The sequence below is a fragment of the Streptomyces sp. NPDC001401 genome (genome assembly GCF_042895385.1).
Classification (GTDB): domain Bacteria; phylum Actinomycetota; class Actinomycetes; order Streptomycetales; family Streptomycetaceae; genus Streptomyces.
The window spans coordinates 156,224-180,769 of sequence record NZ_JBIAWI010000023.1; the positions used below are offsets into that span (position 1 = coordinate 156,224).

The 24,546-nt window shown below is 70.8% G+C and carries 25 protein-coding genes and 2 pseudogenes; 21 read left to right on the plus strand and 6 right to left on the minus strand.

What is annotated here, in order from left to right:
- Positions 1-423: a hypothetical protein gene (locus ACFY10_RS47670; protein WP_390671690.1), complete on the plus strand. Its 423-nt coding sequence runs from the start codon at positions 1-3 to the stop codon at positions 421-423.
- Positions 383-481 (plus strand): annotated as a pseudogene (locus ACFY10_RS47675) (AAA family ATPase); the annotation flags it as partial. The gene ACFY10_RS47670 and the pseudogene ACFY10_RS47675, both read left to right, overlap by 41 nt.
- Before the next feature lie 98 nt (positions 482-579).
- Here ACFY10_RS47675 and ACFY10_RS47680 read toward each other — a convergent pair.
- On the minus strand, positions 580-1,485 hold the full coding sequence (locus ACFY10_RS47680) for an aminoglycoside phosphotransferase family protein (protein WP_390671659.1): 906 nt from the start codon (positions 1,483-1,485) through the stop codon (positions 580-582).
- Between the two features lie 299 nt (positions 1,486-1,784).
- Positions 1,785-2,324: a hypothetical protein gene (locus ACFY10_RS47685; protein WP_390671660.1), complete on the minus strand. Its 540-nt coding sequence runs from the start codon at positions 2,322-2,324 to the stop codon at positions 1,785-1,787.
- 153 nt (positions 2,325-2,477) lie between these two features.
- On the opposite strand from ACFY10_RS47685, the gene ACFY10_RS47690 reads away from it, so the two are divergent.
- From ACFY10_RS47690 to ACFY10_RS47725, 8 genes are all read left to right on the plus strand, one after another.
- Positions 2,478-3,560: a substrate-binding domain-containing protein gene (locus ACFY10_RS47690; RefSeq protein WP_390671661.1), complete on the plus strand. Its 1,083-nt coding sequence runs from the start codon at positions 2,478-2,480 to the stop codon at positions 3,558-3,560.
- Positions 3,561-3,695: 135 nt separating this feature from the next.
- On the plus strand, positions 3,696-5,027 hold the full coding sequence (locus tag ACFY10_RS47695) for an ABC transporter substrate-binding protein (RefSeq protein WP_390671662.1): 1,332 nt from the start codon (positions 3,696-3,698) through the stop codon (positions 5,025-5,027).
- Positions 5,028-5,052: 25 nt separating this feature from the next.
- On the plus strand, positions 5,053-6,030 hold the full coding sequence (locus ACFY10_RS47700; RefSeq protein ID WP_390671663.1) for a carbohydrate ABC transporter permease: 978 nt from the start codon (positions 5,053-5,055) through the stop codon (positions 6,028-6,030).
- Complete coding sequence (locus tag ACFY10_RS47705; RefSeq protein ID WP_390671664.1) at positions 6,027-6,890, plus strand: carbohydrate ABC transporter permease; 864 nt, start codon at positions 6,027-6,029, stop codon at positions 6,888-6,890. Before ACFY10_RS47700 ends, ACFY10_RS47705 begins: the two co-directional genes overlap by 4 nt.
- A gap of 38 nt (positions 6,891-6,928) precedes the next feature.
- Positions 6,929-7,948 (plus strand): hydroxyacid dehydrogenase, encoded by a 1,020-nt coding sequence (locus ACFY10_RS47710; RefSeq protein ID WP_390671665.1) that lies wholly within the window; start codon positions 6,929-6,931, stop codon positions 7,946-7,948.
- Positions 7,945-9,834 (plus strand): DUF2264 domain-containing protein, encoded by a 1,890-nt coding sequence (locus ACFY10_RS47715; RefSeq protein ID WP_390671666.1) that lies wholly within the window; start codon positions 7,945-7,947, stop codon positions 9,832-9,834. The genes ACFY10_RS47710 and ACFY10_RS47715 overlap by 4 nt, the downstream gene beginning before the upstream one ends.
- 123 nt (positions 9,835-9,957) lie before the next feature.
- Positions 9,958-10,272, plus strand: a complete 315-nt coding sequence (locus tag ACFY10_RS47720; protein WP_390671667.1) for a hypothetical protein — start codon at positions 9,958-9,960, stop codon at positions 10,270-10,272.
- A 43-nt stretch (positions 10,273-10,315) separates the two neighbouring features.
- A complete protein-coding gene (locus ACFY10_RS47725) occupies positions 10,316-10,780 on the plus strand; it encodes a nitroreductase/quinone reductase family protein (protein ID WP_390671668.1) in 465 nt (154 codons plus the stop codon).
- 13 nt (positions 10,781-10,793) lie between these two features.
- Here the strand turns inward: ACFY10_RS47725 and ACFY10_RS47730 are convergent.
- A pseudogene (locus ACFY10_RS47730) lies at positions 10,794-10,949 on the minus strand (aldehyde dehydrogenase family protein); the annotation flags it as partial.
- 333 nt (positions 10,950-11,282) lie between these two features.
- On the opposite strand from ACFY10_RS47730, the gene ACFY10_RS47735 reads away from it, so the two are divergent.
- Positions 11,283-11,723 carry a MarR family winged helix-turn-helix transcriptional regulator gene (locus ACFY10_RS47735; RefSeq protein WP_390671669.1) on the plus strand — a complete coding sequence of 147 codons (441 nt, stop codon included), beginning with the start codon at positions 11,283-11,285 and terminating at the stop codon, positions 11,721-11,723.
- A gap of 16 nt (positions 11,724-11,739) precedes the next feature.
- Here the strand turns inward: ACFY10_RS47735 and ACFY10_RS47740 are convergent, their stop codons facing one another.
- Positions 11,740-12,735, minus strand: a complete 996-nt coding sequence (locus tag ACFY10_RS47740) for a Gfo/Idh/MocA family protein (RefSeq protein ID WP_390671670.1) — start codon at positions 12,733-12,735, stop codon at positions 11,740-11,742.
- A gap of 23 nt (positions 12,736-12,758) precedes the next feature.
- Between ACFY10_RS47740 and ACFY10_RS47745 the strand changes: the two genes are divergently transcribed.
- Together ACFY10_RS47745 and ACFY10_RS47750 are read left to right on the plus strand one after the other, a co-directional pair.
- On the plus strand, positions 12,759-12,920 hold the full coding sequence (locus ACFY10_RS47745; protein ID WP_390671671.1) for a hypothetical protein: 162 nt from the start codon (positions 12,759-12,761) through the stop codon (positions 12,918-12,920).
- A 6-nt stretch (positions 12,921-12,926) separates the two neighbouring features.
- On the plus strand, positions 12,927-13,682 hold the full coding sequence (locus ACFY10_RS47750) for a DeoR family transcriptional regulator (RefSeq protein WP_390671672.1): 756 nt from the start codon (positions 12,927-12,929) through the stop codon (positions 13,680-13,682).
- Here the strand turns inward: ACFY10_RS47750 and ACFY10_RS47755 are convergent.
- Complete coding sequence (locus tag ACFY10_RS47755; protein WP_390671673.1) at positions 13,597-14,583, minus strand: threonine/serine dehydratase; 987 nt, start codon at positions 14,581-14,583, stop codon at positions 13,597-13,599. The genes ACFY10_RS47750 and ACFY10_RS47755 overlap by 86 nt on opposite strands.
- Before the next feature lie 101 nt (positions 14,584-14,684).
- On the opposite strand from ACFY10_RS47755, the gene ACFY10_RS47760 reads away from it, so the two are divergent.
- The 4 genes from ACFY10_RS47760 to ACFY10_RS47775 all read left to right on the plus strand — a co-directional run bounded on the left by ACFY10_RS47760 (position 14,685) and on the right by ACFY10_RS47775 (position 19,340).
- Positions 14,685-15,785 (plus strand): ABC transporter substrate-binding protein, encoded by a 1,101-nt coding sequence (locus ACFY10_RS47760; protein WP_390671674.1) that lies wholly within the window; start codon positions 14,685-14,687, stop codon positions 15,783-15,785.
- Positions 15,786-15,867: 82 nt separating this feature from the next.
- On the plus strand, positions 15,868-16,533 hold the full coding sequence (locus tag ACFY10_RS47765) for a LysE family translocator (RefSeq protein ID WP_390671675.1): 666 nt from the start codon (positions 15,868-15,870) through the stop codon (positions 16,531-16,533).
- Between the two features lie 83 nt (positions 16,534-16,616).
- The gene (locus ACFY10_RS47770) at positions 16,617-17,291 is read left to right on the plus strand and encodes an HAD family hydrolase (protein WP_390671676.1); all 675 of its coding nucleotides are present in this window, start codon (positions 16,617-16,619) and stop codon (positions 17,289-17,291) included.
- Positions 17,292-17,930: 639 nt separating this feature from the next.
- Positions 17,931-19,340 (plus strand): RICIN domain-containing protein, encoded by a 1,410-nt coding sequence (locus tag ACFY10_RS47775; protein ID WP_390671677.1) that lies wholly within the window; start codon positions 17,931-17,933, stop codon positions 19,338-19,340.
- Between the two features lie 48 nt (positions 19,341-19,388).
- Here the strand turns inward: ACFY10_RS47775 and ACFY10_RS47780 are convergent, their stop codons facing one another.
- Positions 19,389-19,877, minus strand: a complete 489-nt coding sequence (locus tag ACFY10_RS47780; protein ID WP_390671678.1) for a polyketide cyclase — start codon at positions 19,875-19,877, stop codon at positions 19,389-19,391.
- Between the two features lie 151 nt (positions 19,878-20,028).
- Here ACFY10_RS47780 and ACFY10_RS47785 point away from each other — a divergent pair, with 151 nt between their 5' ends.
- From ACFY10_RS47785 to ACFY10_RS47800, 4 genes are all read left to right on the plus strand, one after another.
- Positions 20,029-21,198 (plus strand): sensor histidine kinase, encoded by a 1,170-nt coding sequence (locus ACFY10_RS47785; RefSeq protein WP_390671679.1) that lies wholly within the window; start codon positions 20,029-20,031, stop codon positions 21,196-21,198.
- On the plus strand, positions 21,195-21,854 hold the full coding sequence (locus ACFY10_RS47790) for a response regulator (RefSeq protein WP_390671680.1): 660 nt from the start codon (positions 21,195-21,197) through the stop codon (positions 21,852-21,854). Before ACFY10_RS47785 ends, ACFY10_RS47790 begins: the two co-directional genes overlap by 4 nt.
- A gap of 114 nt (positions 21,855-21,968) precedes the next feature.
- Positions 21,969-22,607 carry a GPP34 family phosphoprotein gene (locus ACFY10_RS47795; RefSeq protein WP_390671681.1) on the plus strand — a complete coding sequence of 213 codons (639 nt, stop codon included), beginning with the start codon at positions 21,969-21,971 and terminating at the stop codon, positions 22,605-22,607.
- A 15-nt stretch (positions 22,608-22,622) separates the two neighbouring features.
- On the plus strand, positions 22,623-24,179 hold the full coding sequence (locus ACFY10_RS47800; protein WP_390671682.1) for a carboxylesterase/lipase family protein: 1,557 nt from the start codon (positions 22,623-22,625) through the stop codon (positions 24,177-24,179).
- Positions 24,180-24,546 lie beyond the last annotated feature (367 nt).

The following is a 24,546-nucleotide window of genomic DNA, read 5'->3' on the forward strand; positions in this document are numbered from 1 at the left end:
ATCAGTGTCGGTACCAACCGCTACTCGGTGCCGCTGCGGCTGATCGGGCGGATGGTGAGGGCGACGCTGCACGCGTCCGACCTGGTGGTCTACGACGGCCGGCAGGAGGTCGCCCGCCATGAACGGCTGATCGCCAAGGGGCAGGCTCGGCTGGATCTGGACCACTATCTGGAAGCCCTGGTCCGCAAGCCCGGTGCGTTTCCCGGGGCCACCGCCCTCGAACAGGCCCGTTCTGCAGGGAAGTTCACGCCGGTCCATGACGCCTGGTGGGAGGCAGCGAAGGCTGCCCATGGCGAGCGGAACGCCACCCGGGCCCTGATCGAGGTCCTGCTGATGGGCCGCCACGTCCCCCACGAACACCCGGTCGCCGGACTTACCTCCGGACGAGCTGGGCTACATGGAGCTGGACCGCAGGGGTGTTGAGCTGCTGTTCCAGGTGCTCACCGAACGCAAGGAGAAGAACAGCGACGCCATCGTCAACCGCCTCACACAACCGCGGGATGAAGTACTGCGAAAGAGACAGTGATTACACACGGCCCCATCAAGATTTCCTCACCCGCGACCAGCAGCTGCTTCAAGTCACGCGAGCGGCTTGTCCGCCAGGATGCGTTCCAGGGATCGTTGGCCCATCCGGCTCATGGCCGGGTTGCTTTTGACGTAGTACCAGACCAACCCCATCGCCTGAACGAAAGCCCACGCCTTGCCTCGCTCCCATTCAAGGTCGTCGCTACCCAGGTGATCACGGAGCACCTGCCGCGGCCCGGCCTCGAGCAAGTGCCACGCACTCACAAGATCCAGCGAAGGGTCAGCCGGCCCGAAGCCGCCGACGTCGACAATCCCCGCAAGCCGACCAGCGGACACGAGCACATTGCCGGGAATCAGATCGCAATGGGCCATGGCATCCTCAGCCGCACCTCGCGGCAGGTCACGCAAAGTTGCCCAGATACGGCGCAGCCGAGGGACGTCCAGGAGTTGCTCACTGTGTCTGAAACAGGTCTCCATCCACGCGTCATGGGACTGCAGGTCGCCTCCTCGACCTGTGCCGGCGAACGTGCGGCCATGCGTGTCGATCGCGCGTAGGTCGCCGATGAGATGGGCCAAGTCACGGGCAAACGCAGCTGATTCGCCGGGGTCCTCGTCGGCGGCCACGACGCCGGGCAGCCACGTCTGCACCGACCACGGAAGCGGGTAACCTGCCCCAGGTTCACCCAGCGCGACCGGCTCGGGGGTGGGGAAACGCGTGCGACCCACCAGCTCGCGAGCCGCTTCCGCCTCGGACTCCAGCCAGCTCCGCGTCGACTCGACGTCTGCGGACTCAAGAGGGAATCGGGCTGCGAAGCCATCGCCAATACGGAAGATGGCGTTGACCGTACCCTGCGACGCGATGCTCCTGACCGACAGGCCCCGCCACTCAGGAAACTGCTGCTCCACCAATATGCGCACCGTCTCAGGTGACACCGTCAGCTGGTTGGCGTGCATCTTCATGCTGGAAGAATCCGCGTCACGATCTTCGACTGCAACCCATTTCTGTCGCGCCACGTTGCCTGCTGGAAGTCCGGCACGTGATGCGGTGCCCCTGAATGCCATAGCGGGTCATGCCATGGCGGTCACCGAGACCAGACGGACGGCCCCCGCAGCGGTGCGACCCATCAAGAACCGTTGTCGGATCTCATCGGCGCACAAAACCATCAGTGCACTACCTCACCAACGCGGCGTACACGACCGGCGACGTGCTGACCGTGGACGGCGGCCGCCACATCGTCTGAGGCGCTCGCGAGGAAGCGCTACGGCTTCTCCCCGCCGACATCCGGAGGTGCCTCCAGAATGTTGCGCACATCGCGTACGAAGTCCCGGTAGGCGAGTTGTATCTGCCCCTGCAGGTCGCGTAGTTGGGCGCTCCGCTCGGAGACATCGGCGGCCCCCGAGAGCAGGTCATCGCGCCATGCCATGAGGGATCTGCGAGCGCCCCGCAAGAGGGTTGCGACCTGCCCTGCGCTCTGCGAGACGAACTGGGGTCCGGCGACCGCCACTCGGCTTCGGGCGTTTCCGAAGGTATCCAGGGACTCCTTGAGGGCGGCCACCAGGTTTTCCAGTCCGTCGGTTCGGCCGTCCTCCAGGGCGTCCTCCAGCGCAGTTGCGGCGCCCGCAAAACGTTCGTAGGCGATGAGGAAGTCCTCGTAGGCGAGCTGGCGCCGACCGCGTAACCACTGCCCGTGCTCCACGCGCCCCTGGTCCTTGGCCTGCTGTCGGGTCGCCAGATACGTCAGACACGCAGTACCCAGCGTGCCTACGACGCCGACGCCCGCCCCGAGTACCGCTGCCAAGCCCTGATCCACAGCGACCATGCTGCCGATGGATCTCCCGGTCGACAACCGTCCGGAGCCCGCTGTCCTCGCGCCCCGTGCGATCGTATGATGGCGCCCCGATCGCTCAAACGAACATCCGGGGCGAACGAACATCCGGGGGCGGAGGCCAGCATGCGTGAGCCGGTCGATCTCAGGCGACAGCGGATTCTGGCCGCCGTGCAGGCGCGCGGTTCGGCGCGGGTGCGGGATCTGGCCGCCGAGCTGCAGGTGTCGGTGGTGACGATCCGGCGGGACGTCGAGGAGCTGACCCGGGAGGGGAGGCTGCGGCGCGGCCATGGGGTGGTGCGTTCGACGCTGCCCGCGCAGGAGTTGCCGGAGCGCGTCGGCGGCGACGGTGACACCGTGGCCGTGGTGGTGCCCGAGCGGCACTCGTACCTCTACGAGGCCCTGCACGGCGCCCGTACCGCTTTCGACGCGGCCGGTGTGCGCGTCGCCCTGCACATCGCGCCGCAGGTGCCCGGCGCCGAACGGCCGCAGGTGGAGCGGGCGTTGGCGGACGGTGCCCGGGGTGTGCTGCTCGCGCCGCGGTGGCGCAGCTCGGCCACCGAGGAGGCGGACTACGGTTGGCTCGCCGAACTGGACGTGCCGACGGTGCTGATGGAGCGCCGGCCGCCCAGGGGCAGTGCGCTGCACGCCATGGATTCGGTCTGCTCGGACCACTGGTACGGCGCCCACCTCGCCGTCGAGCACCTGGTGCGTCTGGGCCATCGGCGGCTGGTGTTCGCGACCCGTGACGACAGCCCCACCGCGCGCACCCTGCGCGCCGCCCTGGCCGAGATCGCCGGTGCGCACTCGCTGGTGGAGGAGTGGGCCTGGACGCTCAGCGCCTCCCGCGGCGGCCTGGACCGGGAGCCCACCGAAGTGACGGATCTGGCCGCGGTGTTGCGCAAGACGGGTGCGACGGCCGCGGTGCTGCACGGCGACGTGGACGCCCTGATGCTGGTGCAGCAGCTCGCCGGGAACGGGGTGCGGGTGCCGGAGGACTGCTCGGTCGTCGCCTACGACGACGTGGTGGCCGGCCTGGGCACCCCGCCGCTGACGGCCGTGTCGCCGCCGAAGGGCGAGGTCGGGCGGGTGGCCGCGGAGTTGCTGCTGCGGCGCATCGACGATCCGGGCGCGGGCGGTGCGCGCTCGGTGCAGCGCATCGAGCTGCTGCCCGCGCTCACGGTGCGCGGCTCGACCCGCCCCGCATGAATCACCCCGCATGAGCGTTTGACCGCTTTATTTTCCTCTGATCGGTCTCTTGACCGTTTGTTGCCGGGCGTTGAGGATTCCCGTGACTCGAACAGGTCGTGCCCGTTCGGGCACGCAGGAGCCTCGGGAGGCGCCATGCCTGGTCGACACAGCCGTCGATCCGTGCTCGCCGCGCTGGCCGCGCTGCCGCTGACAGGGGCCGTGAGCGCCTGCAGCAGCAAGGCGGCAGCCGGCGCGCGCAGCACCCACGGGACCACCCGCATCACCTTCTGGTCCGCCCTGCGCGGCAGTCAGGAGGTGGTGGACGAGTTCAACCGCACGCACGACCGTATCCAGGTCGACTTCCAGCAGATCCCGTCCGGCGGTCAGGGCGGCTACGCCAAACTCAGCAACGCCGCCCGGGCCGGCAACGCGCCAGACGTCGCCACCATCGAGTACCCGCAGCTGCCGGGCTTCGCCATCGACGGCGTCGCCCGCGACATCACCGCCCTGGTCAGCGACGACCTGCGCGCCAAACTCCTGCCCCAGGCCCTCGGCCTGACGACCTTTCAGGAGCGTGTCTACAGCGTCCCGCTCGACGTCGAGCCGATGGTCATGCACTACCGCACAGACCTCTTCGAGCAGTACGGCCTCCAAGTGCCCCGCACCTGGGACGAGTTCGCAGAGCTCGCGCACACCGTCGGAAGCAAGGCACCCAAGCGGCGGCTGGTGCTGTTCCCCACCGACGGCGCGACGCAGTTCGCCGCCTACAGCTGGCAGGCCGGCGCCCACTGGTTCGACACCTCCCACGGCGCCTGGAACGTGTCCCTCGCGGACGCGCCCACCCGGCGTGTGGCCGCGTACTGGCAGCAACTCATCGACGACGACGCGGTGTTCATGAACGCCGTCGACAGCCGCCAGTCCGACGCGCAGATCGCCGACGGCCTGGTCCTCACCCGCCTCAGCGGGGCCTGGGACGCCGGTGCGCAGATGAAGGCGCGGCCCGCGCAGCAGGGACAGTGGCGGATCGCGCCGCTCCCGCAGTGGGATCCGGCTCGTCCCTACGTCGGCACGCACGGCGGCTCCACCTTCGCCGTCACCAAGGACAGCCGGCACCCCGAGGCCGCCATGGAGTTCATCGAGTGGCAGGTCTCCCACCCGGACTCGCTGCGCGCCCGCCTCTCCAGCGGCACCAGCAGCCAGTACCCGGCCGCCGCCGCGCTCGTCGCCGTCGGCCGCAAGGCCTTCGACCGCTCCTACTACGGCGGCCAGGACATCTACCGCCTCTTCGAGCAGGAGGCCCACAAGATCCGCGACGGCTGGGTGTGGGGCCCGCGGATGACCGCCACCGGGCGGGTGATGCAGGACGCCTTCGCCCGGGTGAGCGCCGGCCAGGGCACCCTCATCGGCGCGGCCCGCGCGGCGCAGGACGGCACCATGCCCGACCTGAAGGCCCTGGGTCTGTCCACCACCCAGCACAGCACCTGAGCCGCCCGAAAGGCAGGTGAACCCCATGACCGCGACCACCCAGCACACCCGGCCCGCCGCACTGCCCACCGCCGCCCCGGCGTCCGCCCGCCGTACCCGCAAGGCGGCCCGTCGGCGCCAACTCGCCGCCTGCGGCGTCCTGATGGCGCCCTTCTTCGCCCTGCTCGTCACCGTCTTCCTGATCCCCGTCGGCACCGCCGTCTACCTCAGCTTCCACAGCGACGACCACCCCGGCCTCGGCTTCGGCGACGCCCGCACGGTCTTCGTCGGACTGCGCAGCTACGCCGCCGTCGTGACCGACCCCACCTTCCTGTCCGGGCTCGGCACGGTCGCCCTGTACTGCCTGATCTACATCCCGGTCATGGTGATCGGCTCGCTCGCCCTGGCGCTGCTGCTGGACTCCGGCGTCGTGCGGCTGCGTGCCGGCGCACAGCTCGGCCTGTTCCTGCCGCACGCCGTGCCCGGCATCATCGCCGCCCTGATCTGGCTCTACCTCTACACACCCGGCATCAGCCCGGTCGTCGAGCTGTTCGCCAAGGCCGACATCCACCTCGACTTCCTGGGCCTGCACACCGTGCTCCCGTCGATCGTGAACATCGCCGTGTGGAGCAACCTCGGCTACAACATGGTGGTCTTCTACGCCGCCCTGCAGGCCGTGCCCCGCGAGGTGATCGAGGCGTCCGTCGTCGACGGCGCCGGCCCGGTACGCACCGCCCTGCAGGTCAAGACACCGCTGGTGCGCGCCTCGATCGTCATGGTCGCCATGTTCACCCTCATCTGGGGCCTGCAGCTGTTCACCGAGCCGATGCTGCTCAGCCAGTCCTCCCCGATGATCAGCGCCCGGTTCTCGCCCAGCATGTACATCTACGACGCCGCCTTCACCCGCAACAACTACAGCCTGGCGGCGGCCGCCTCGGTCGTCCTGCTGCTGTGCACCGTCGTCCTGTCCTACGGCGTCACCCGCTGGACCAGCCGTGCCGACCGCGCCCAGGAGGCACGATGAGCGCCGCCGACAGCACCCTCGTACGCCCCAGGCTCCTGGGCCGCGCCACCGTCAACGTCGTGGTCTCCCTCTCCGTGCTCTACACCCTGCTGCCCGTGCTGTGGCTGGTCCTGGCCGCCGGCAAGACCCGCGACGCCCTGTTCGGCAGCAACCTGCTGTCGCTGAAGGACTTCTCCTTCGGGCAGAACCTGCACGACCTGTTCACCATGGACGACGGCCAGTACGCACGCTGGTACGTCAACAGCCTGCTGTACGCCGTCGTCGGCGCCGCCCTCGGCGCGCTGGTCAGCGTGGCCTGCGGGTACGCCTTCGACAAGTACCGCTTCCGGCACAAGGAGAAGCTGTTCGGGCTGGTGCTGGCGGCCGTCATGGTCCCGCAGACCGTGCTCGCGCTGCCGCTGTATCTGATGGCCTCCGGCGCGGGCCTGGTCAACACCTACTGGTCGGTGTTCATCCCGGTGCTGTTCAACCCGTTCGGCGTCTACCTGGGCCGTATCTTCAGCCAGGGCTACGTCCCCGACGAGGTCCTGGAGGCCGCCCGCATCGACGGTGCCGGCGAGCTGACGACGTACACCCGGGTGGCGCTGCGCATGCTCGGCCCCGGGCTGGTGACCGTGTTCCTCTTCCAGCTCACCGCGATCTGGAACAACTTCTTCCTGCCCATGGTGATGCTGTCCAACCAGGACCTGTATCCCGTCAGCCTCGGCCTGTACACGTGGAACAGCTCGGCCACCGTCTCGCCCGAGTACTACCCGGTGGTCATCATGGGCTCGCTGCTGGCCGTGCTGCCGCTGATCCTCGCCTTCGTCCTGCTGCAGCGTTTCTGGCGCAGCGGGCTGACGGCGGGTTCCGTCAAGTGACCTTGTCCGTCGCCCCGTTGAGGAGTTCCCGCACGCCGATGACCGACTCGCTGTTCCGGCCCCCGGCCGCCCTCGCCATGTCCCAGGAGGCGGCCGCGGCCGTCCTCGACCCCGAGTCCCTTGCAGCGCTCGCCGCGGTCTGCGACCTCGCCCCGCTGCCCGCCCTCGACGACCTCACCACGGCGCGGGCGCGTGAAGTCCTCGCCGGTGTCGACCTGTTGGTGACCGGCTGGGGCTGTCCGCCGCTGGACGCGGAGGTGCTGGCGGCCGCGCCCCGGCTGCGTGCGGTGGTGCACACCGCGGGCACTGTGCGCGGGCACATCACCGAGGCCTGCTGGGAGCGTGGCATCGAGGTGTCCTCGGCCGCCGCGGCCAATGCCGTGCCGGTCGCCGAGTACGCCCTGGCGATGATCCTGCTCACCGGCAAGCAGGTCCTCGAACGCGCCCGGGCCCTGCGCTCCACCGGCGTCCGCGACCGTCTGCCGCGCATCCCGCGCACCATCGGCAACCACCGCCGTACCGTCGGCATCCTGTCCGCGTCCCTCACCGGCCGCCGCGTCATCGAGCTGCTGCGCCCGCACGATGTCGGGATCCTGCTCCACGACCCCTACGTCACCGACGCCGATGCGGCCGAACTCGGCGTCACCAAGGTCGGGTTGAGGGAGCTCTTCGCCCGCAGCGACACCGTCAGCGTGCACACTCCGCTACTGCCCGCCACCCGCGGCCTGGTCAGCAGGCCCCTGATCGAGGCGATGCGTCCCGGTGCCGTACTGATCAATACCGCGCGCGGTGCGGTCGTCGACCAGGACGCGCTCACCGATGCCGCCCGGTCCGGCCGCATCCGGGCGGTCCTCGACGTCACCGACCCCGAAGTGCTGCCGTCCGAGCACCCGTTGTGGGCCTGCGACAACGTGCTTATCACCCCGCATCTGGCCGGCTCCCAGGGCAATGAATGGCGCCGGCTGGCCGAGCACGCCGTCGCCGAGACCGCCCGCTGGGCCTCCGGCACCGGCTTCCTGCACCCCGTACGACGCGAGAGGCTGACGTATTCCGCATGATCATCCCCTTCCAACTGCCGCCGGAAGAGCGGGAGTCGAGCCCGTACACCGGCTGGACGCGGGCCCACTGGGAGGCCGTCGCTGACGGGCTGCTGGCCGCCGCGTGGCGGTGGAGCACTCCGGGCGGTGGGCTGCTCGACCTGCCCGGCCGCCCGTCCCGGTCGGGTGTGCGCTCCGACGGGCTTGAGGGCTACGCCCGGACCTTCCTGGCGGCCGCGTTCCGCGTGGCGGGCGCGGGCGGCGACGACCCGCACGGCTGGCTCGACCGCTACGCCCGCGGCCTCGCCGCCGGTACTCGCACCCCCGGCCGCGACGACACCGAGTCCTGGCCGCTGATCCTCGACCACCATGTCCAGGGCCAGCCGATGGTCGAGTCGGCGTCCGTCGCGCTCGGCCTCAGACTGACTGCGCCCTGGCTGTGGCAGAACCTCGACGCCGACGTCCAGGACCGGGCGGAGCAGTGGCTGCGGGGCGCGCTGCGGCACACGCCCGCGGCGAACAACTGGTACCTCTTCCCGTACACCGTCGCCGGGTTCCTGGAGTCGGTGGGCCGCGGTGACGCCGAGACGGCCGCGGTCCGTGAGCGCGCCCGGGACTTGCTGGAGGGCTGGTACGCCGGTGACGGCTGGTACGCGGACGGCGACGGACGCGCCTTCGACCACTACAACGGCTGGGCGCTGCACCTGTATCCGGTGCTGGACGCCCACCTGGCCGGTGCGGATCCGGGACCGTACGGGCCTCGGCTGCGCGAGCATCTGCACGGTTTCTCGCTGATGTTCGGTGCGGACGGCGCGCCCATGCACTTCGGGCGCTCCCTGACGTACCGCTTCGCCGCCTCGGCCGCCGTCGGCCTGGGCGCCGTCACCGGTCACAGCCCGCTGACGCCGGGCGCCTCCCGCCGTCTGATCAGCGGCAGTCTGCGTCACTTCCTGGAGGGCGGCGCCCTGTCCGGGGACGGCCTGCTCTCGCTCGGCTGGCACGGCCCGCACGAGGCGACGCTGCAGAGCTACTCCGGCCCGTCCTCTCCGTACTGGGCGTCCAAGGCGTTCGTCGCGCTGCTGGCACCGCCGGGCCACCCGCTGTGGACCGACCGCGAGGAGCCCGCACCGGTCGAGGAGAAGGACCGGGTCCTCGCCCTGCCGGCTCCGGGCCTGCTCGTCCAGGCGACCAGCGCCGACGGGATCGTACGACTGCACAACCACGGCAGCGACCACATGCGGCCCCATGAGGGCGAGACGGCAGCCGCCGACGATCCGCACTACGGGCGGCAGGCGTACTCGACCCGCACCGGGCCGACCGCGCGGGGGAACGTCGCGGACAACCATCTGTCCGTCGAGGTGAACGGATGCGGCAGTGTGCGGCGCCGCATTCATCCGCTCGGTGCGGGCCAGGGCGACGGCTGGGGGTGGGCCGCCTCGTGGCACCGGCCGGTGTTCGCCGCCGGCCCGCCCATGGTGCCGGGCCTGCGAGTGGAGAGCGTCACGGTGGCCCGGGGACGCCACGAACTGCGCGTCCACCGGGTGATCGGCGCACCGGTCAACTCCCTTGTGACACACACGGGTTGGGCCACCGGACCCGACGACCCCGTCGCCTCGACGCTGCACGGCCTGCACGGCTGGGACGAGGGAGCCGCCCCCGTCCGCGCACCCCAGGGCACGGCCTACACCCGCTGGGCGCAGGTACCGCGGCTGGTCGGCCGGGCCGGGGGCACCACGGTCCATGTCTGCCTGGCGTCTCTGGCCGCCGAGCCGGTCGTGTTGGAGGAGGCGGTCACCGATGTGGTGGTCGACGGCGGCGCGGTGCAGGTGACGTGGGCGCGGGACGGGGCCCGGTCCCGGATCGAGTTCGGGCCGGTGCGGGTGGCGCTGGTGGAGCGGGCGCCCTGATCCGGCTCACTTCACCGCTCCGAACAACAGGCCGCGCACCAGGCTGCGTTGGCAGAGAACACGCAGCACGGGAGAGCCGTCGACCAGAGGCCGGGCCTGGCCAGGGGAAGCACGATGCTGCGCATGATGCGGATCCGGCCGGCGCCGTCCATCGCCGCGGCCTCCGTCATCGCCACCCTCTACCGACGCTTTCCCGACCGCGAAGCCCTCGTCCAGCAGGTCGTCCTCGACAGACTCACCACCGTGACCGTGACCGAGGCCGCCCGCCGGCCGGACGCCACCCACATGGACCTGATCACCATCGGGGCCCTCGCCACCCGTCACGTGCACATCTTCGTGGACGGTCTGCGCCCGAACGGCGCCCGTCCGTCCACTGCGGACGACAAAAAACTGCGGAGCCGATTTCTGCTCACAGCAGCCTCATCCCTCCGCTGTTGACTCATGATTGGCTGGCCAATATTTTTCTGTGCCAGGAGGTCACATGAGCTTCAACACACCCTCGGGCACCCGTGGTACTCGTCAACCCGGCCGCGCGGTCAAGTGGTTCAACAAGTGGACCATGAGGCGCATACGCCGCAAGGGCGGCGGCAAGCTGATGGGCATGGACGCGCTGGTGCTGACGACCGTCGGCCGCAAGAGCGGTGAGCCGCGCGAGACACCCGTGGGCTGGTTCCCGGGCAAGGACGGCAGCTGGATCATCGTGGCCTCGGCGGCCGGGGCGGCGAAGAACCCGGCCTGGTACTACAACTTGGCCGCCCATCCCGACCGGGTGCAGGTGCAGATGGGAAGCCGCAAGGTGGACGTCGTCGCCGAGCAGCTCCACGGGGAGGAACGGGATGAGGCATGGCGGCAGATCACCACCGCCGTGCCTCGTTTCACCCAGTACCAGGTGAAGACCGACCGCGAATTGCCGATCATCCGGCTGGTACCCCGCTCCCCCAATTGATCCATCTTCAGGGTCAGTTGGCGTCGAGCTGCATCACCACCGCCTTGGGGTCGGTGAAGAACTCCCGGCTGAAGGTACCCCCTTCACGCCCGATCCCGCAGTCGCCCGCACCGCCGAAGGACGCCCGCAGGTCCCGTACGAAGAAGCAGTTGACCCAGACCGTGCCCGATGAACGGCTTGACCACGTCCTGGGCGGCGGCGAGGGCGAGTTGGACGTCGACGCCGGTCGAGATGCCCATGCGCTCGAAGGCGGCGGCCGGCACCTCGGTCGGCGAGTTGCCCGCACCCGCACCTAGCGCGCACAGCGCACCGTCGACAGGCCGGGGCTTGCCGCCACGCAGGCAATACATTGGCCGACCAATTTAGCATGGGTGAGATGATTCCACGACAAGTGACTCGCTCGCCGAGCAAGGCTGAGCAAGGAGGAAGAACAACCATGCCGCCAGCGTCCGAATCGGTTCAGGGCAAAGACGACGCGGTTCCGAATGTCGCCGACGCTCCGATGAGCGAGGCCATTTTCCGCGCCGCCCGTGTCCACCGGATAATGGCGGGCAGCCTGCTGCGCGAGACCGGCCTCTACCCCGGGCAGGAGCTGCTGATGATGCAGCTGTGGGAGCGGGGTGAGCAGCGCCAGGCCGACCTCATCAAGACGCTGGGGCTCGATCCGTCCACCGTCACCAAGATGCTGCAGCGGCTGGAGCAGTCCGGGTTCGTCACCCGCAGCCCCTCCCCCACCGACCGTCGGGCCGTCGTCGTGAACGCCACGCGCGCGGGCCAGGCCCTGCGCGACCGGGTCCTGCAGGCCTGGCGCGATCTGGAGTCGGTCACGGCCGCGGGCTTCTCGGACGAGGAGTACGAGCAGGCGATGCGGGTCCTGACCCGGATCGAGGCGAACCTCACCGGCACGAACTCCGACGCCGACGACTCCTCGGTCACCTGCTGACCGTCGTCACCACGGCTCATTCGCCCGGGTAGCGGACTCCGATGCGCTCGCGTACGGCGTCGAGCGTCGCCATGACCGCGAGCGTGCCGTCCAGTGGGACGTACGGCGACTCGGTGGCCCCGTCCCGCAGGCAGCGGGCCACCTCCAGCGCCTCGCGGGTGTAGCCGTTGCCCGGGGAGTCCGGCGCGCGGACCTCCTCGGGCTCGTGGCCCTGGCGGTGCAGGACGAAGCCGTCGGCGTGGAAGAAGTCGCTCGCGAACTCGATCCGGCCCAGGGTGCCGTTGACCGAGGCGCGCTGGGCCGTCTGTGTGCCCAGGGAGCAGGAGAGCACCGCGACGGCTCCGCTGTCGTAGCCGAGCAGGATGCCGGTGTTGTCGTCGACTCCTCGCGGGTTCAGGTGCGCCCAGGCCGAGACGGCGTCCGGGACGCCCAGCAGCAGGTGTGCGAAGGAGACCGGATAGACACCAAGGTCGAGCACCGCGCCGCCGCCCTGGATCGGGTCGTGCAGCCGGTGGGAGGCGTCGTAGGGCAGGGCGATGCTGAAGTCGGCGTGGACGGAGCGGACTTCACCGATGGCCCCGTCCGCGATCAGCTCCCGCATGCGCAGCACGGCGGGGTTGACGTAGGTCCACATCGCCTCCATCAGGAAGACGTTCCGCCTGCGGGCGATCGCCACCAGGTCCTGTGCCTGCGCGAGGTTGAGCGTGAGGGGCTTCTCGCACAGCACCGCCTTGCCGGCTTCCAGGCAGAGCGCGGCCGCCGTGCGGTGTGCCGAGTGCGGGGTGGCGACGTACACCACGTCCACCTCGGGATCCCCGGCCAGGTCCCGCCAACTGCCGTGGGCCCTGGCGATGCCGTGCCGGTCGGCGAAGCGCCGTGCGGCATCGGTGCTGCGGGAGCCCACGGCCACCAGTTCGGCGTCGTCCGGGATGAGGCGCAGATCCTCGGCGAAGGTGTGCGCGATGGAGCCGGTGGCGAGGACGCCCCAGCGGGCGGGGCGGGTGCTGGTCATGGGCGGAGTTCCTTCCGTAGTGCGTGAGTGCGTGGCTGCCGTTTTACGTCACCGCGATGGCCCTGATCGGCTCGGGCGCCGTCGACACCGCCGAGATCGTCACCGCCACCTACCCGCTGGAGGACGCTGCCAAGGCCTTCACCGCCTCCGTCGACCCCGAGCAGGTCACGGTGGACGGACCGTGACCGTCCGTGCGGACATGTGCGTCGTACGCCGCGCGGGCGGCCGGGGGGCCGAGGGCCCAGTACGTCGCCGAACACGGCGAGACCCGCATCGACGACCTCGCCCGGCACTTCGACGTCAGCCTGATGACGATGCACCGGGACCTGGACGACCTCGCCGGGCGCCATCTGCTGCGCAAGGAGCGCGGCCGGGCCGTCGCCTTCCCCGCTCTGACCATGGAGACGGCCACCCACTTCCGGGAGAACAGCGCCCTCGCCGCCAAGAACGCGCTGTGCGCAGCCGTCGCTGCCCGGATCAGGCCAGGCAGCACGGTACTCATGGACGACTCGACCACCCTGTTCCCGCTGGCCCCCGCGCTGGCCCGGCTCGATCAGCTGCACGTCGTCACCAACTCCGTCGGACTCCCCCAGCCCCTCGGCTCCGCGCCCGGCGCGCTCGCGACGGGTGCGGCCCTGGGGTTCATCCCGGAGGAACGACGACCCGGCGTTGCTCCGGCACTGGGACTACACGGCGCTGCACCTGGCCCTCATCGCCCACAGACGTGCCACCGTCGTCCGTCTCCGCGACGAACGCCACATCGACGACACGGTTTTGCACCGCTGCAGGCCGACCTCGACAGCGAGGAGGTCCGCCTGTCCGGAGGTGCGGTGGTGGGGTTAGCAGCGGCTCGGACCGTGGTCAAAACCGGTGGATGGGAGCCGCACCCGCACCGACCCAGCGGTGATAGGCGTCCACGTCGACGTTGCTGCCGCACACGATGGTGACGACGTGTCGGCCGGCGAAGCGGTCGCGGTCTTCGAGGATCGCCGCGATGCCGAGCGCGGCCGACGGTTCGACGACGAGGCCTGCATGGTCGAGGAGCATCCGCATACCGGCGATGATCGACGCCTCCTGGACCAGGACGGCGTCGTCGGCGACCAGCAGGAGGTCGTCCAGGACGGCCGGGATGGGACGTCGGCCGGCGACGCCGTCGGCGATGGTGTCGGTCGAGTCGGTGGTGACGACGCGCCGACTGCGCCACGAGCGGGTCATCGCCGGTGCGCCCAGCGGCTGAATGCAGATCACCTCGGCTTCGGGCGCCAAGGCCTTGACCACATGCCCCACGCCGGTGGCCATTGCCCCGCCGCCGAGAGCAATCAGCACGGCGTCGAACGACGGCGTCGCGTCCACCAGTTCCAGGCCGATGGTCGCCGCGCCCTCGCAGGTCTCTAGGTCCAGGCTGTCTTCGAGCAGCCGGATGCCGTCGTGACGGGCGATGGCCGCCGCCCGCTCGCGCGCCAACTCGTGGTCGCCGTCCACCAGTTCCAGCCCGGCGCCCAGGGCGCGGATACGATCAAGCTTGGCCGCGGTCGCGAAACGGGAGGCCACGACGGTGACGTCGAGCCCCCGGCCACGGCCGGACCAGGCGAGGGCCTGGCCGAGGTTGCCCGCACTGGCGCACACCACGGCTCGCGAGCCGCTGTCGGCGAGCAGGCTCGCGACCACCTCGGTGCCGCGGGCCTTGAAGCTGCGGACCGGGTTGGCCGTTTCGAGCTTGATGCTCACCGTGCACCCGAGATCGGGCTCCAGCGCCTCGCAGCGGTACAGCGGAGTGTCGAGGAAGATCGGGTCGATCATCTTGCGGGCGGCCCGGATCCGAGCAGTGTCGAGGCGCGTCTGCTGCATGACACGGCAGCGTATCGCCGTCGGCGCGAACAAATAATCGGTTGCCTGTTGGCGATGGTGGTGGATGCAATGTCCGGCGTGATCACCCACGTGCGCCCGCCATGGCGAGACGAGACGAGATGAACGCGTACTGCCCGTCCGTCCGGATCGGCGCTCTCGTTCCGCTCACTCGGCCTGGCTGGGTCGAGGCGGGCCAACACCTGCTTTTCGGCCTCGAGTTGGCCGTTCGCGACGTCAACGAGGTCGGCGGGATCGCGGGTCGACCACTCGAGCTGGTGGTCCGGGACACCGCGGCTGATCCGCAGAGGGCCGTGGCGGCCGTAGATGAATTGGCCGGCCTGGGCGTGGCTGCCTTGGCGGGTGAGTATCACAGCGTCGTCGCTCGCGCCGCTGCCGCCCGGGCCGACGCCCTCGGCCTGCCGTTCCTCTGCTCGTCAGCGGTTCTCGACGCGCTCACCGAACAGCCGACGGAATGGGTCGCGCGTCTCGCCCCGCCGCAGTCGCGCGGCTGGCGGACCTACGCGGACTTCCTCCTCGGCGCGGGCCACAGTCGCATCGCCGTAGCAGCCCAGCCGAGTGTCTACTGGGCATCCGGGACCCGCATTCTGCGGGACTACCTGGCGCCACGCGGCGGCACCGTCATCGAGCTCGACATGAGCGTGCTCACTCCCGCGGCCGTGTGCGACGAACTCGTCGGCCATGACACAACAGCCCTCCTCCTTCTGGTCGGCCACCCGGAGCCGGCCGTGTCGATCGTCAAGTCCGTCCGGCGCGACCAGCGCCTCGCCGAGATCAGGATCGGTGCTCCGGCCGGGCAACCGGAGTTCGCCGAATGGGCGGCGTTGCTGGGCTCCGACGGCGCCGGCGTCCCGTTCTTGCGCTACCTGCCCGAGCGCCTCACCCCACTCGGTGCACGAGTCGAGACAGCCCTGCGCGAGCGGCTGGCCGAAGCGCCCTCCTTCGTGGCCTTCGAGGGCTACGACACGGTCGCCGTCCTCGCCGATGTGCTGCGTTCTCACGGCGCGGACCGGGCGCGCACCGCCGAATCCTGGCGGCGCGTTGCGGTCGAAGGCACCCGCGGGCAGATCCGGTTCTCCCGCACGCCGGGCATCAGCGTGTGGCAATGGGCTTGGCCGCCGATCCAAGTCGTTGATCGAGATCCGGCGGAACCCGATCGCTTTCGCATCCTGCACGCCGACTGAGAGAGCACGAACACCGCCCCTCCTGCCCGATTTCGGGCAGAAATGTGGACGTTCCAGGGGGCTCGACCTAGGGTGATCGCTCATGATCACCCTAGAGGCATTGGGGACGTTCACCCTGATAGTGGGACTCCTCACGCTCACCCCCGGACTGGACACCGCACTCATCCTGCGCACCGCGGCGCTCGGGCACCGCCGTCGCGCCTGGGGCGTGGTCCTGGGCATCCAGAGCGGCACGCTGGTGTGGGGCACGCTCGCCTCGCTCGGTGTGACCGCGCTGCTGACCACGTCTCACGTCGCATACCTGACTCTTCGTTGGGTCGGAGCCGCGTACCTGGTGTGGATGGGCGGCAGGCTGCTGTGGGCCACTTGGCGCCACTCATCGAGCGATAGCCCGCAGACGGCGGAGGCCGGGGGCGAGACCAAGGCCCGGGCCGGGGCAGGCGCCGGTGACACCCTGCTCGGCGGCTGGCGGCAAGGGATCGCGACCAATCTCCTCAATCCGAAGATGGGCGCCTTTTACGTTGCGGTTCTCCCGCACTTCATCCCCGCCGGTGCCTCGCACCTCGGTGCGGGCGTGCTTCTGGCCGGTGTCCACGTCCTCCTGGCTGTCGCCTGGGCCTGCGCGCTGATCGCCTTCGCGCGCGTGCTCCGAGACCGCCTGCATCGGCCCTCGGCCCGCCGCTTCCTCGACCGCATCACTGGCACGGTCATCGCCGCTTTCGGCGTCCGGCTGGCGCTCGGGCAGTGAGCCGCCGGTCGACGTGGCCGCAAGGGCGCCGCCGGCCGCCGAACGCGCGATCCGCGCATCATCCCAAGGGAAAGGACATCTGCATGCGCTCGCTCCCCACCAGCACCGAGGCCGTGGTCTTCGACTGCGACGGCCTGCTGGTCGACACCGAAGGCTGCTGGACCGTTGCGGAGTCGGCCATCTTCGCGGCGCACGGGCATCCCTTCGGTGCCGAACAGAAGGCGCTGGTCATCGGCCGCACCGTGGAGGCCGCCGGAGAGGCCATGGCCCAGTACCTCGGGCGCCCCCGCGCCGGTGCCGAACTCGCCGCCGAGCTTTTCGAAAGAGTCCGCAAGGAGCTTTCCCGAGGCGCCGCGGCCCTCCCCGGGGCGGCGGAACTGGTGCGCGCCTGCCGGGCGGCCGTACCCATCGCCGTAGCCAGCAACAGTCCCCGTGAACTGCTGGACGCGGCACTGTGGTCGGCCGGTCTCGCCGACTGCTTCACCCGCTCGTTCGCGGCCGACGAAGTGCACTCCCCCAAGCCCGCACCAGAGCTCTACCTCACGGCATGCGAGGCGCTCGGCACGCCTCCCGAACGCTCCGTCGCCTTCGAGGACTCGGCCACGGGCATCGCCTCGGCGCGTGCTGCCGGGCTCTACGTCGCAGTGGTGCCGTCCCTTCCCGGCGCCGACCTCGACCACGACTGGCTGGGGACCAGCCTGGCCGAACCCGAATTGCTGGACTGGGCCGGAGGACTGCGAGATGGCACGGTCCGCTGATCCGGGGGGGGAAGGATTCATCCCCTGGTTGTTCACACCCGGGTATGAAAACCTCCCCTTTTGCGCACCGGCACGCGGCGGAAACATGGCGGAACTGCAACCGAGATCCGGCGCCGACCCTTGGTACAGCAGACCGACGTCGCCCCCCTTGTCGATCAAAGTGCTGTTCGCGGCGAGGCGGAGGTGGGCCAGCACGGGGAGACTGCCGTCGGCGCCGCGGGGTGTGTCCCAGCCGGACGTCGACACGCTCTGGAACTGCGCGTCCGACAGGGTGATGCCCAGGTTCCAGGAGTTGTTCGTAGCCCTCGTGCCGGTCATGTTCGAGGTCAGGGTGCCGGTGTAGGCGATGTTGTGGCGGAGATTGCCGCGGCCGACGGCGGTGCCGCTCGCGTCGATGCGGGTTCCTTCGTCGGGGGCGCCGGCTCTTGCAAGGAACGGCGAACTCCCGGTGCAGGCAAGGATGTTGATCCGCGCGAACGGTCCGGCCCACTACCGACGTACGGGTAGGCCGGCGGCCATCCGGAAGTTCGCCTCTTGGTCGCCGCCCACCTCGACGAAGTTGCCGCCGCGCCAAATCCTGAGCACCAGCAAGAATTCACACGCAACGTCTGGCGCATCGCACGTGTCACCGGATATGTCATGTCTCGGTCATCGTCGGCACGCCCGTGCCGGAGTGAAGGGAAACCCCCCGTGCGCCTGCGCCCCCTGCGCGTCCTGTGCTGTTCCGCCGCCCTGGCCCTGTCCCTGCCGGCCCTGCTCCCCGGCGCGGCCTCGGCGGCGGTCCCCGTCTCCTCGGTCTACCTGCAGAACTACGTCACCGGCCGCAACGCCGCCGACAGCAGCGGCAGCGTCACCGCGCACAATCCCAAGGGCAACGAAGACCATCAGCAGTGGACCCCGGTCGCGGTCGGCGGCGGCTACCGACTGCAGAACACCGACGAGTCCGGCACCTGTCTCGGCCGCAGCGGCACCTCCGCGGTCACCACGACATGCAGCGCGGACGGCACCACCTGGTCGATCACCTCCGGCGCCGACAGCACGTACACCATCGGCGTCCCCGGCACCTCGCAGTACCTCACCGGCTCCGCCTCCGACGCCGCGGCGGTGCAGCTCGGCACCGCGGGCGATCTGGCCCGCTGGTACCTCACCCCGGTCACCTACGCGACCACGGCGATGCCCTCCGCCGACACCCGCACCCTGGACCAGGTCACCTTCCTGACCGCGCACAACGCCTTCGCCAACGGCGTCGACGGCAACTTCGCCACGTTCCCGGTCAGCTGGTTCCCCAACCAGAACTACGGCATCAGCCGGCAACTGTCCGACGGCGTACGCGGCTTCATGCTCGACGACTACACCGTCTCCGGGCAGGCCGTGCTCTGCCACAACAGCTGCGACGGCGTCAGCGGCCCCGTCCCCCTCGCCACCGACCTGCAGCGCATCGTCGACTTCCTCAAGGCCCACCCCGGCCAGTTCGCCACCGTCTTCCTGGAGGACTACGCCTCCTCCGACGTGCTGAAGTCCTCCCTCGCCTCCGTGAGCGGCCTCTACGACGTCCTGTACCGGCCCGATCAGGAGGGCGTGGCCACCAAGGGCTGGCCGACCATGGCCGACCTCGCCGCCCGCGGCAAGCAGCTGCTGATCTTCAGCGACCGGACCCGGGCGAGCGACACCGCGAGCGGCTGGAGCACCCGCGACACCTTCGGGGTGATGTACCAGCGCGAGTGGACCGTGGAGAACTACTGGTCCATGGGCGGCGGCATCGGCGACTCGGACTGGTCCTGCTACAGCCGCTGGGACACCCGGCCCCTGACCACGGACTCGTCCGCCTTCCACCCGCTGTTCGTGATGAACCACTTCCGCGACTACACCATCGGCTCCACCGCCCAGACCGACAACGGCAAACTCCTCAACCGTGCGCAGAACTTCTGCACACCCGCCGCCCGCAAGAAGCCCAACTACCTCGCCGTGGACCGCTACGACCTCGGCTCCCCCAGCCCGCTCAGCACGGTGGGCACCCTCAACACCTACATCCTCACGCCGGGACAGTGACCGTCGCTCGGCCGGGGCGCCCCGTCGCCTCGGCCACCCGCCGGACGTTCAGGCCTGGGGCGTCGGTGCGGCCAGCTCGGCCAGGTGGTGCAGCGAGTTGACGAGATGCTCAGGGCCGAACGGCGGGAACCGGATGCCGCGATCGCGGATGAACTGCGGCACCGCCGACCAGTCGTAGGTGAGCGTGACCTCGGTCTCGGACGGACCGAGCGGCGCCAGGTCGTAACGCCAGATCCAGCCACCGAACTCGAGGTGACCGTCGCCCTTGTCCTGCCCCGTCAGCCAGCCGATGGTGCGCGGCGGGTCGAGCACCTGGACCTTGTTGACCACCTGGTAGTCACCGTTTGGATGGTCGGAGTGATACATGTCCATCCGGAAAATCTGCCCCACCTCGGCCAGCGGCGCCCGGTCGACGGATTGCTGAACCCAGCCGGTGCCGTCGATCGCGGAATGGGCCGTCGGGTCGGCCAGCACCGCGAACACCCTCGCGGCTGGCACGGCGACCGTCAGGGTGGCGCTCACGTTCTCCCGGTCCATGGTGTGCATCCTCCTCGTCATCATCATCTCTTCTCGGGCCTCCCGCAGGCGCGGAACGGGCACGTTTCCAACATGCAGACGACGCGGCGCGGCGGAACTCATCGGTCGTGTGAGCAGAAGCCGCGCCGGCACCGCTGGATAGGGTCGGGGCGTGGACCGCAACAGCAGACAGCCCGACGACGCGTTCGCCGGGGACGCGGAGGGCGAGCTGTCGCCCCGGGCGGCCCGGGCCCTGTGGTGGGGGTCCGCCGCTCTGGTGCTCGCGGTCCTGGGCACCTCGGTGCTCGTGGCGGGCGCGGAGCACGGCCGGCGACTGGCCGTGGCCCTGGCCCTGGTCCTCGCGCAGGTCTGCGCCCTGAGGTGGCAGGCGCGCGTCCCGGTCGTCGTACTGGCCGCGAACGCGGCCACGGGGCTCGCGGTGTGGGCGCTGCTGCCCGCCGTGACCTTGACGGGGGCGCTGCTCGCGGCGCAGCTCACGTTGTGCGTGCTGTCGGCCGTCAGACCGCGGCGGGTGTCGGTGCGGGCGCTCGCGGCGATGTGTCTGCCGGCGCCGCTGGCGTTCGCGGCGGGCGGCCCCGCGGGTGTGGCGGTCTATCTGCTGGCGGTGGTCCTGGCGTGGACCGCCGGGCAGTGGCGCGGGGCGCAGCAGGCACGGAGAAGGGCGGATGTGCGTCGGGCCGTGGTGGAGGAGCGGGCGCGGATCGCGCGCGAGGTGCACGACGTCGTGGCGCACACCCTGTCCGTGATGGTCATTCAGGCGGGCGCCGCCGAAGACGTGTTCACCCAGCAACCCGACCAGGCTCGTCAGGCATTGCGGGCCATCGAGACGGGCGCCCGCTCGGCGCTCGGTGAACTCCGCCTGCTGCTACGGGCGTTCGGGCCCGAGGAGAGGGAGGACGAGAACCGGGAGCAGCGGGAGCCGGGGCCCTCGCTCGCGCGCCTGGACGAGCTGGCCGACACCGTGCGCGCGACCGGGATGACCGTGCACGTGTGCCGCGAGGGGGCCGCCGACGGGCTGCCGGCCGCGGTGGACCTCGCGGCGTACCGGATCGTCCAGGAGGCCCTGACCAACACGCTGCGCCATGCGGCAGGCGCCGACGAGGTGAGCGTGCACGTGACGGCCGAAAGGGAGTGCGTGAAGGTCACGGTGGTCGACAACGGGCGTACGCCGCAGGGCCGTTCGGCCGCGGCGGGAGCGGGACGCGGTCTGGTGGGGATGAAGGAGCGGGCACGGCTCGTGGGCGGCAGCCTGCGCGCCGGGCCGCTGGCCGGAGGCGGGTTCGAGGTGGCGGCGCGACTGCCGGTGGAGCGCGTGTCATGACGCTGCGCGTGGTGGTGGCCGACGACCAGGCCCTGGTCCGTACCGGATTCCGCATGATCATCGACGCCCGGGACGACCTCGAGGTGGTCGGTGAGGCGTCCGACGGTCAGGAGGCGGTGCGGCTGACGCGGGAACTGGCGCCCGACGTGGTGCTGATGGACGTACGCATGCCCGTCCTGGACGGCATCGAGGCGACCCGGCAGATCGCGGAGTGCGGCAGTCGGACCCGGGTGCTCGTGCTGACCACCTGGGACGTGGACGCGCACGTGGTCGCGGCGCTGCAGGCCGGGGCGAGCGGCTTCCTGCTCAAGGACATCCGCCCGGCGGAACTCGTCGACGCGATCCGCCTCACCGCGCGCGGGGACGCACTGCTGGCGCCGACCGTGCTGAGCCGCGTCCTGGACCGCTTCCTGCGCACCACGCCCGACCCGGCGCCGCCGCCCTCCCTGCAAGGCCTCTCCGGCCGCGAGCGGGAGGTGCTCACCCTGATCGGACAGGCGCTGTCGAACGCGGAGATCGCCGAACGGCTGCGCCTGTCGGAAGCCACCGTCAAGAACCACGTCACCGCGGTGCTGCGCAAACTGGGCCTGCGCGACCGCGTCCAGGCAGTCGTCGCCGCCTACGACCACGGCCTCGTGGAGCCGCGCCGCCCCTGACGGCACCGCCTCCTCCTCAAGGAGGAGACCAGGAGGCCGTCCTCCTGTGTTCCCAGTGTCGGTCCGTTCCCGCGGCCGATCCGTGGCCGGGGCACCGGGCCATAGCGTCGAAGTGTGAACGACGACCTGGCCTGCCTCATGTATCTGCTCGCCCACGACGACGCGGCCGACGGCCCGTACGACCGTTCCCGTACGGAGCTGCTGGTCCGTGCCGCCGCCCTGATCGACCTCGCGCTGCGTGGCCGGCTGAGGGAGGACGACGGCACGGTCACCGTGTCCGGCACGGAACCGACCGGCGACCCGGTCCTGGACGGCGTTCTGCGTGACGCCGCCGCCGGGCACGGCTGGAAGCACCTCGTGCGCCGCCACCGCAAGCGGACCCTGACGGAGGTGGAGGACCGGCTCGCCGCGGCGGGGCTCCTCACCGTGAAGGCGCCCCGCACCCGCTTCGGCACCCGGCGGTCGACCGTGACGGACCCCTCCGTGCCCGCCGTACTCCGCGCCCGCGTGTCCACGGCGCTGCAGGGGGACGGCTCCGTACGGGAGATCCCCGCTGCCGACGCCGCGCTGCTGGCGCTGGCCGCGGCGGGCGGCATCCGCTCGGTCGTGTCACGGCGGGACCACCGGGCCTTCCAGGCCCGTATCGACGCCTGCACGGGGTCGCTCGCCGCCCTCGCGCCCGGCCTGGAGAAAGCGGTACGCGCCCTGCCGATGACCATGATCGCCGCACAGGGCGGCATGGGCGGCAGCTGACCGAACGGGGAGATCATGAGCATGCACCGCGTCCTGACCACACTGGGCTGCGCCCTGACCGCCGTCCTCGCGACGGCCTGGTCCGCAGCACCACCGACCCAGCCCGCAAGCGCCACTACGGTACGCACCCACGACGGCCCGGTGCGGGGCGTCGCCCACGACGGCTACCGCACCTTCGAGGGCATCCCCTACGCGGCGCCCCCGGTCGGCAGGCTGCGCTGGGCACCGCCCCGCCGCGCGGCCCCCTGGTCCGGGGTACGGGATGCGACCCGGCCCGCGAGCGCCTGCCCGCAGCCGGCCGGCGAGGTGCCCGGCGGCAGCACCGATGAGGACTGTCTCCACCTGAACGTCACGACGCCCGACGGCGCGGGACCGGAACACCCCCGGCCGGTGATCGTGTGGCTGCACGGCGGCGGCTTCACCACCGGAGCGGGCAGCTCGTACGACGCCCACCGCATGGCCACCCGCGGCGACGTCGTGGTCGTCACCGTCAACTACCGCCTCGGGGCCCTCGGTTTCCTCGCGCGCCGGGGGCTGCCCGGCTCCGGCACCTTCGGCCTGGCCGACCAGCAGGCGGCGCTGCGCTGGGTCCGCGCCGAGATCGGCGCCTTCGGCGGCGACGCGCACAACGTGACGCTGGCCGGCGAGTCGGCGGGCGGCTACAGCGTCTGCGCCCAGCTCGCCTCACCCACCGCCGCGGGGCTCTTCGACCGGGCGATCATCGAGAGCGGCCCCTGCACCGGCCGCCCCGACCGGCCGTTCGCCCCGTCCTCCGTCCCCCTGTCCACGGCGCGCACCGCGGGCACGGACCTCGCGGCGAAAGTCGGCTGCGGCTCCGCCCGCGAGGTGTTGACCTGCCTGCGGCGCGTGCACGTCTCTCGTCTGCTCGCGGCCCAGGACACTGATCAACAGCCCGCCTACGCAACCCCTTTGCTGCCCAGCGACCCCGCGGCAGCGATCGCCACCGGCCGCTTCCACCGCGTCCCCGTCCTCATCGGCAGCAACCACGACGAGGGCAACGGCTGGGCCGCCGGCATCGTCCAGGCCGGCAACCCCGTCACCCCCGACACCTGGCCCGACATCGCGGCCACCTTCTTCCCCTCCCCGGGGCAGGCGAAGGCGATCGTCCGCGAGTACCCGGTGCACCGCGCCGACGGGGGCCCGGTGTTCGGCGCGGTCATCGGCGACGCGAACTTCGCCTGCCCGACGGCGCGTACCAGCGACCTGCTCACCGCCCAAGTGCCCGTCTGGCGCTACGAGTTCGCCGACGAGCACGCCCCGCCGCTCACCCCGGGCACACCGCCGTTCCCGCTCGGCGCACCGCACGCGAGCGAACTGCCCTACCTGTTCGACCTCGGCGGCCGCCCCCGCGACCTCACCGCGGCACAGCACCGGCTGGCCGACACCATGATCGACTACTGGACCCGTTTCGCCCGCACCGCCGACCCCAACGGCCCGTCGTCTCCCCACTGGTCCCGGCACACGGTGCTGTCCCTGGCCCCGGACCACATCGTCCCCACCCGCACGACGCAGACCCGCCACCACTGCGCGTTCTGGAACGCCCTCGGGTGATCACGCAGACGACCGCCGCGCGACCTGCCCTGTGGCCGGAGAAGCGTGCAGGGGCAGACCCGTCACGGGGGGAAACACGCCTCCCCCTGCACGCCGGAGCCCGCATGCCTCCCCCAAGAGGGCGGGCCCTGTGACCCTCCTTGAGGGTCACTTCCACCAGCGGATCATGCACCTGGAGCGTCACTGGGGACGGCGGATGGTCACGAGATCAACACTCTTGTGACGACGCATACTTGCCGTCGCCACGAGTCGGCCGGGTCACCTTGACACTAAGAGGCCCTAACAAAGGCGTCGTACGTGTCTGTAGGTGATGAGGCAGGTGGCGAGGCCGAGGAAGGCTTCGTGGATGTCGTCGCGTCGTTCCCAT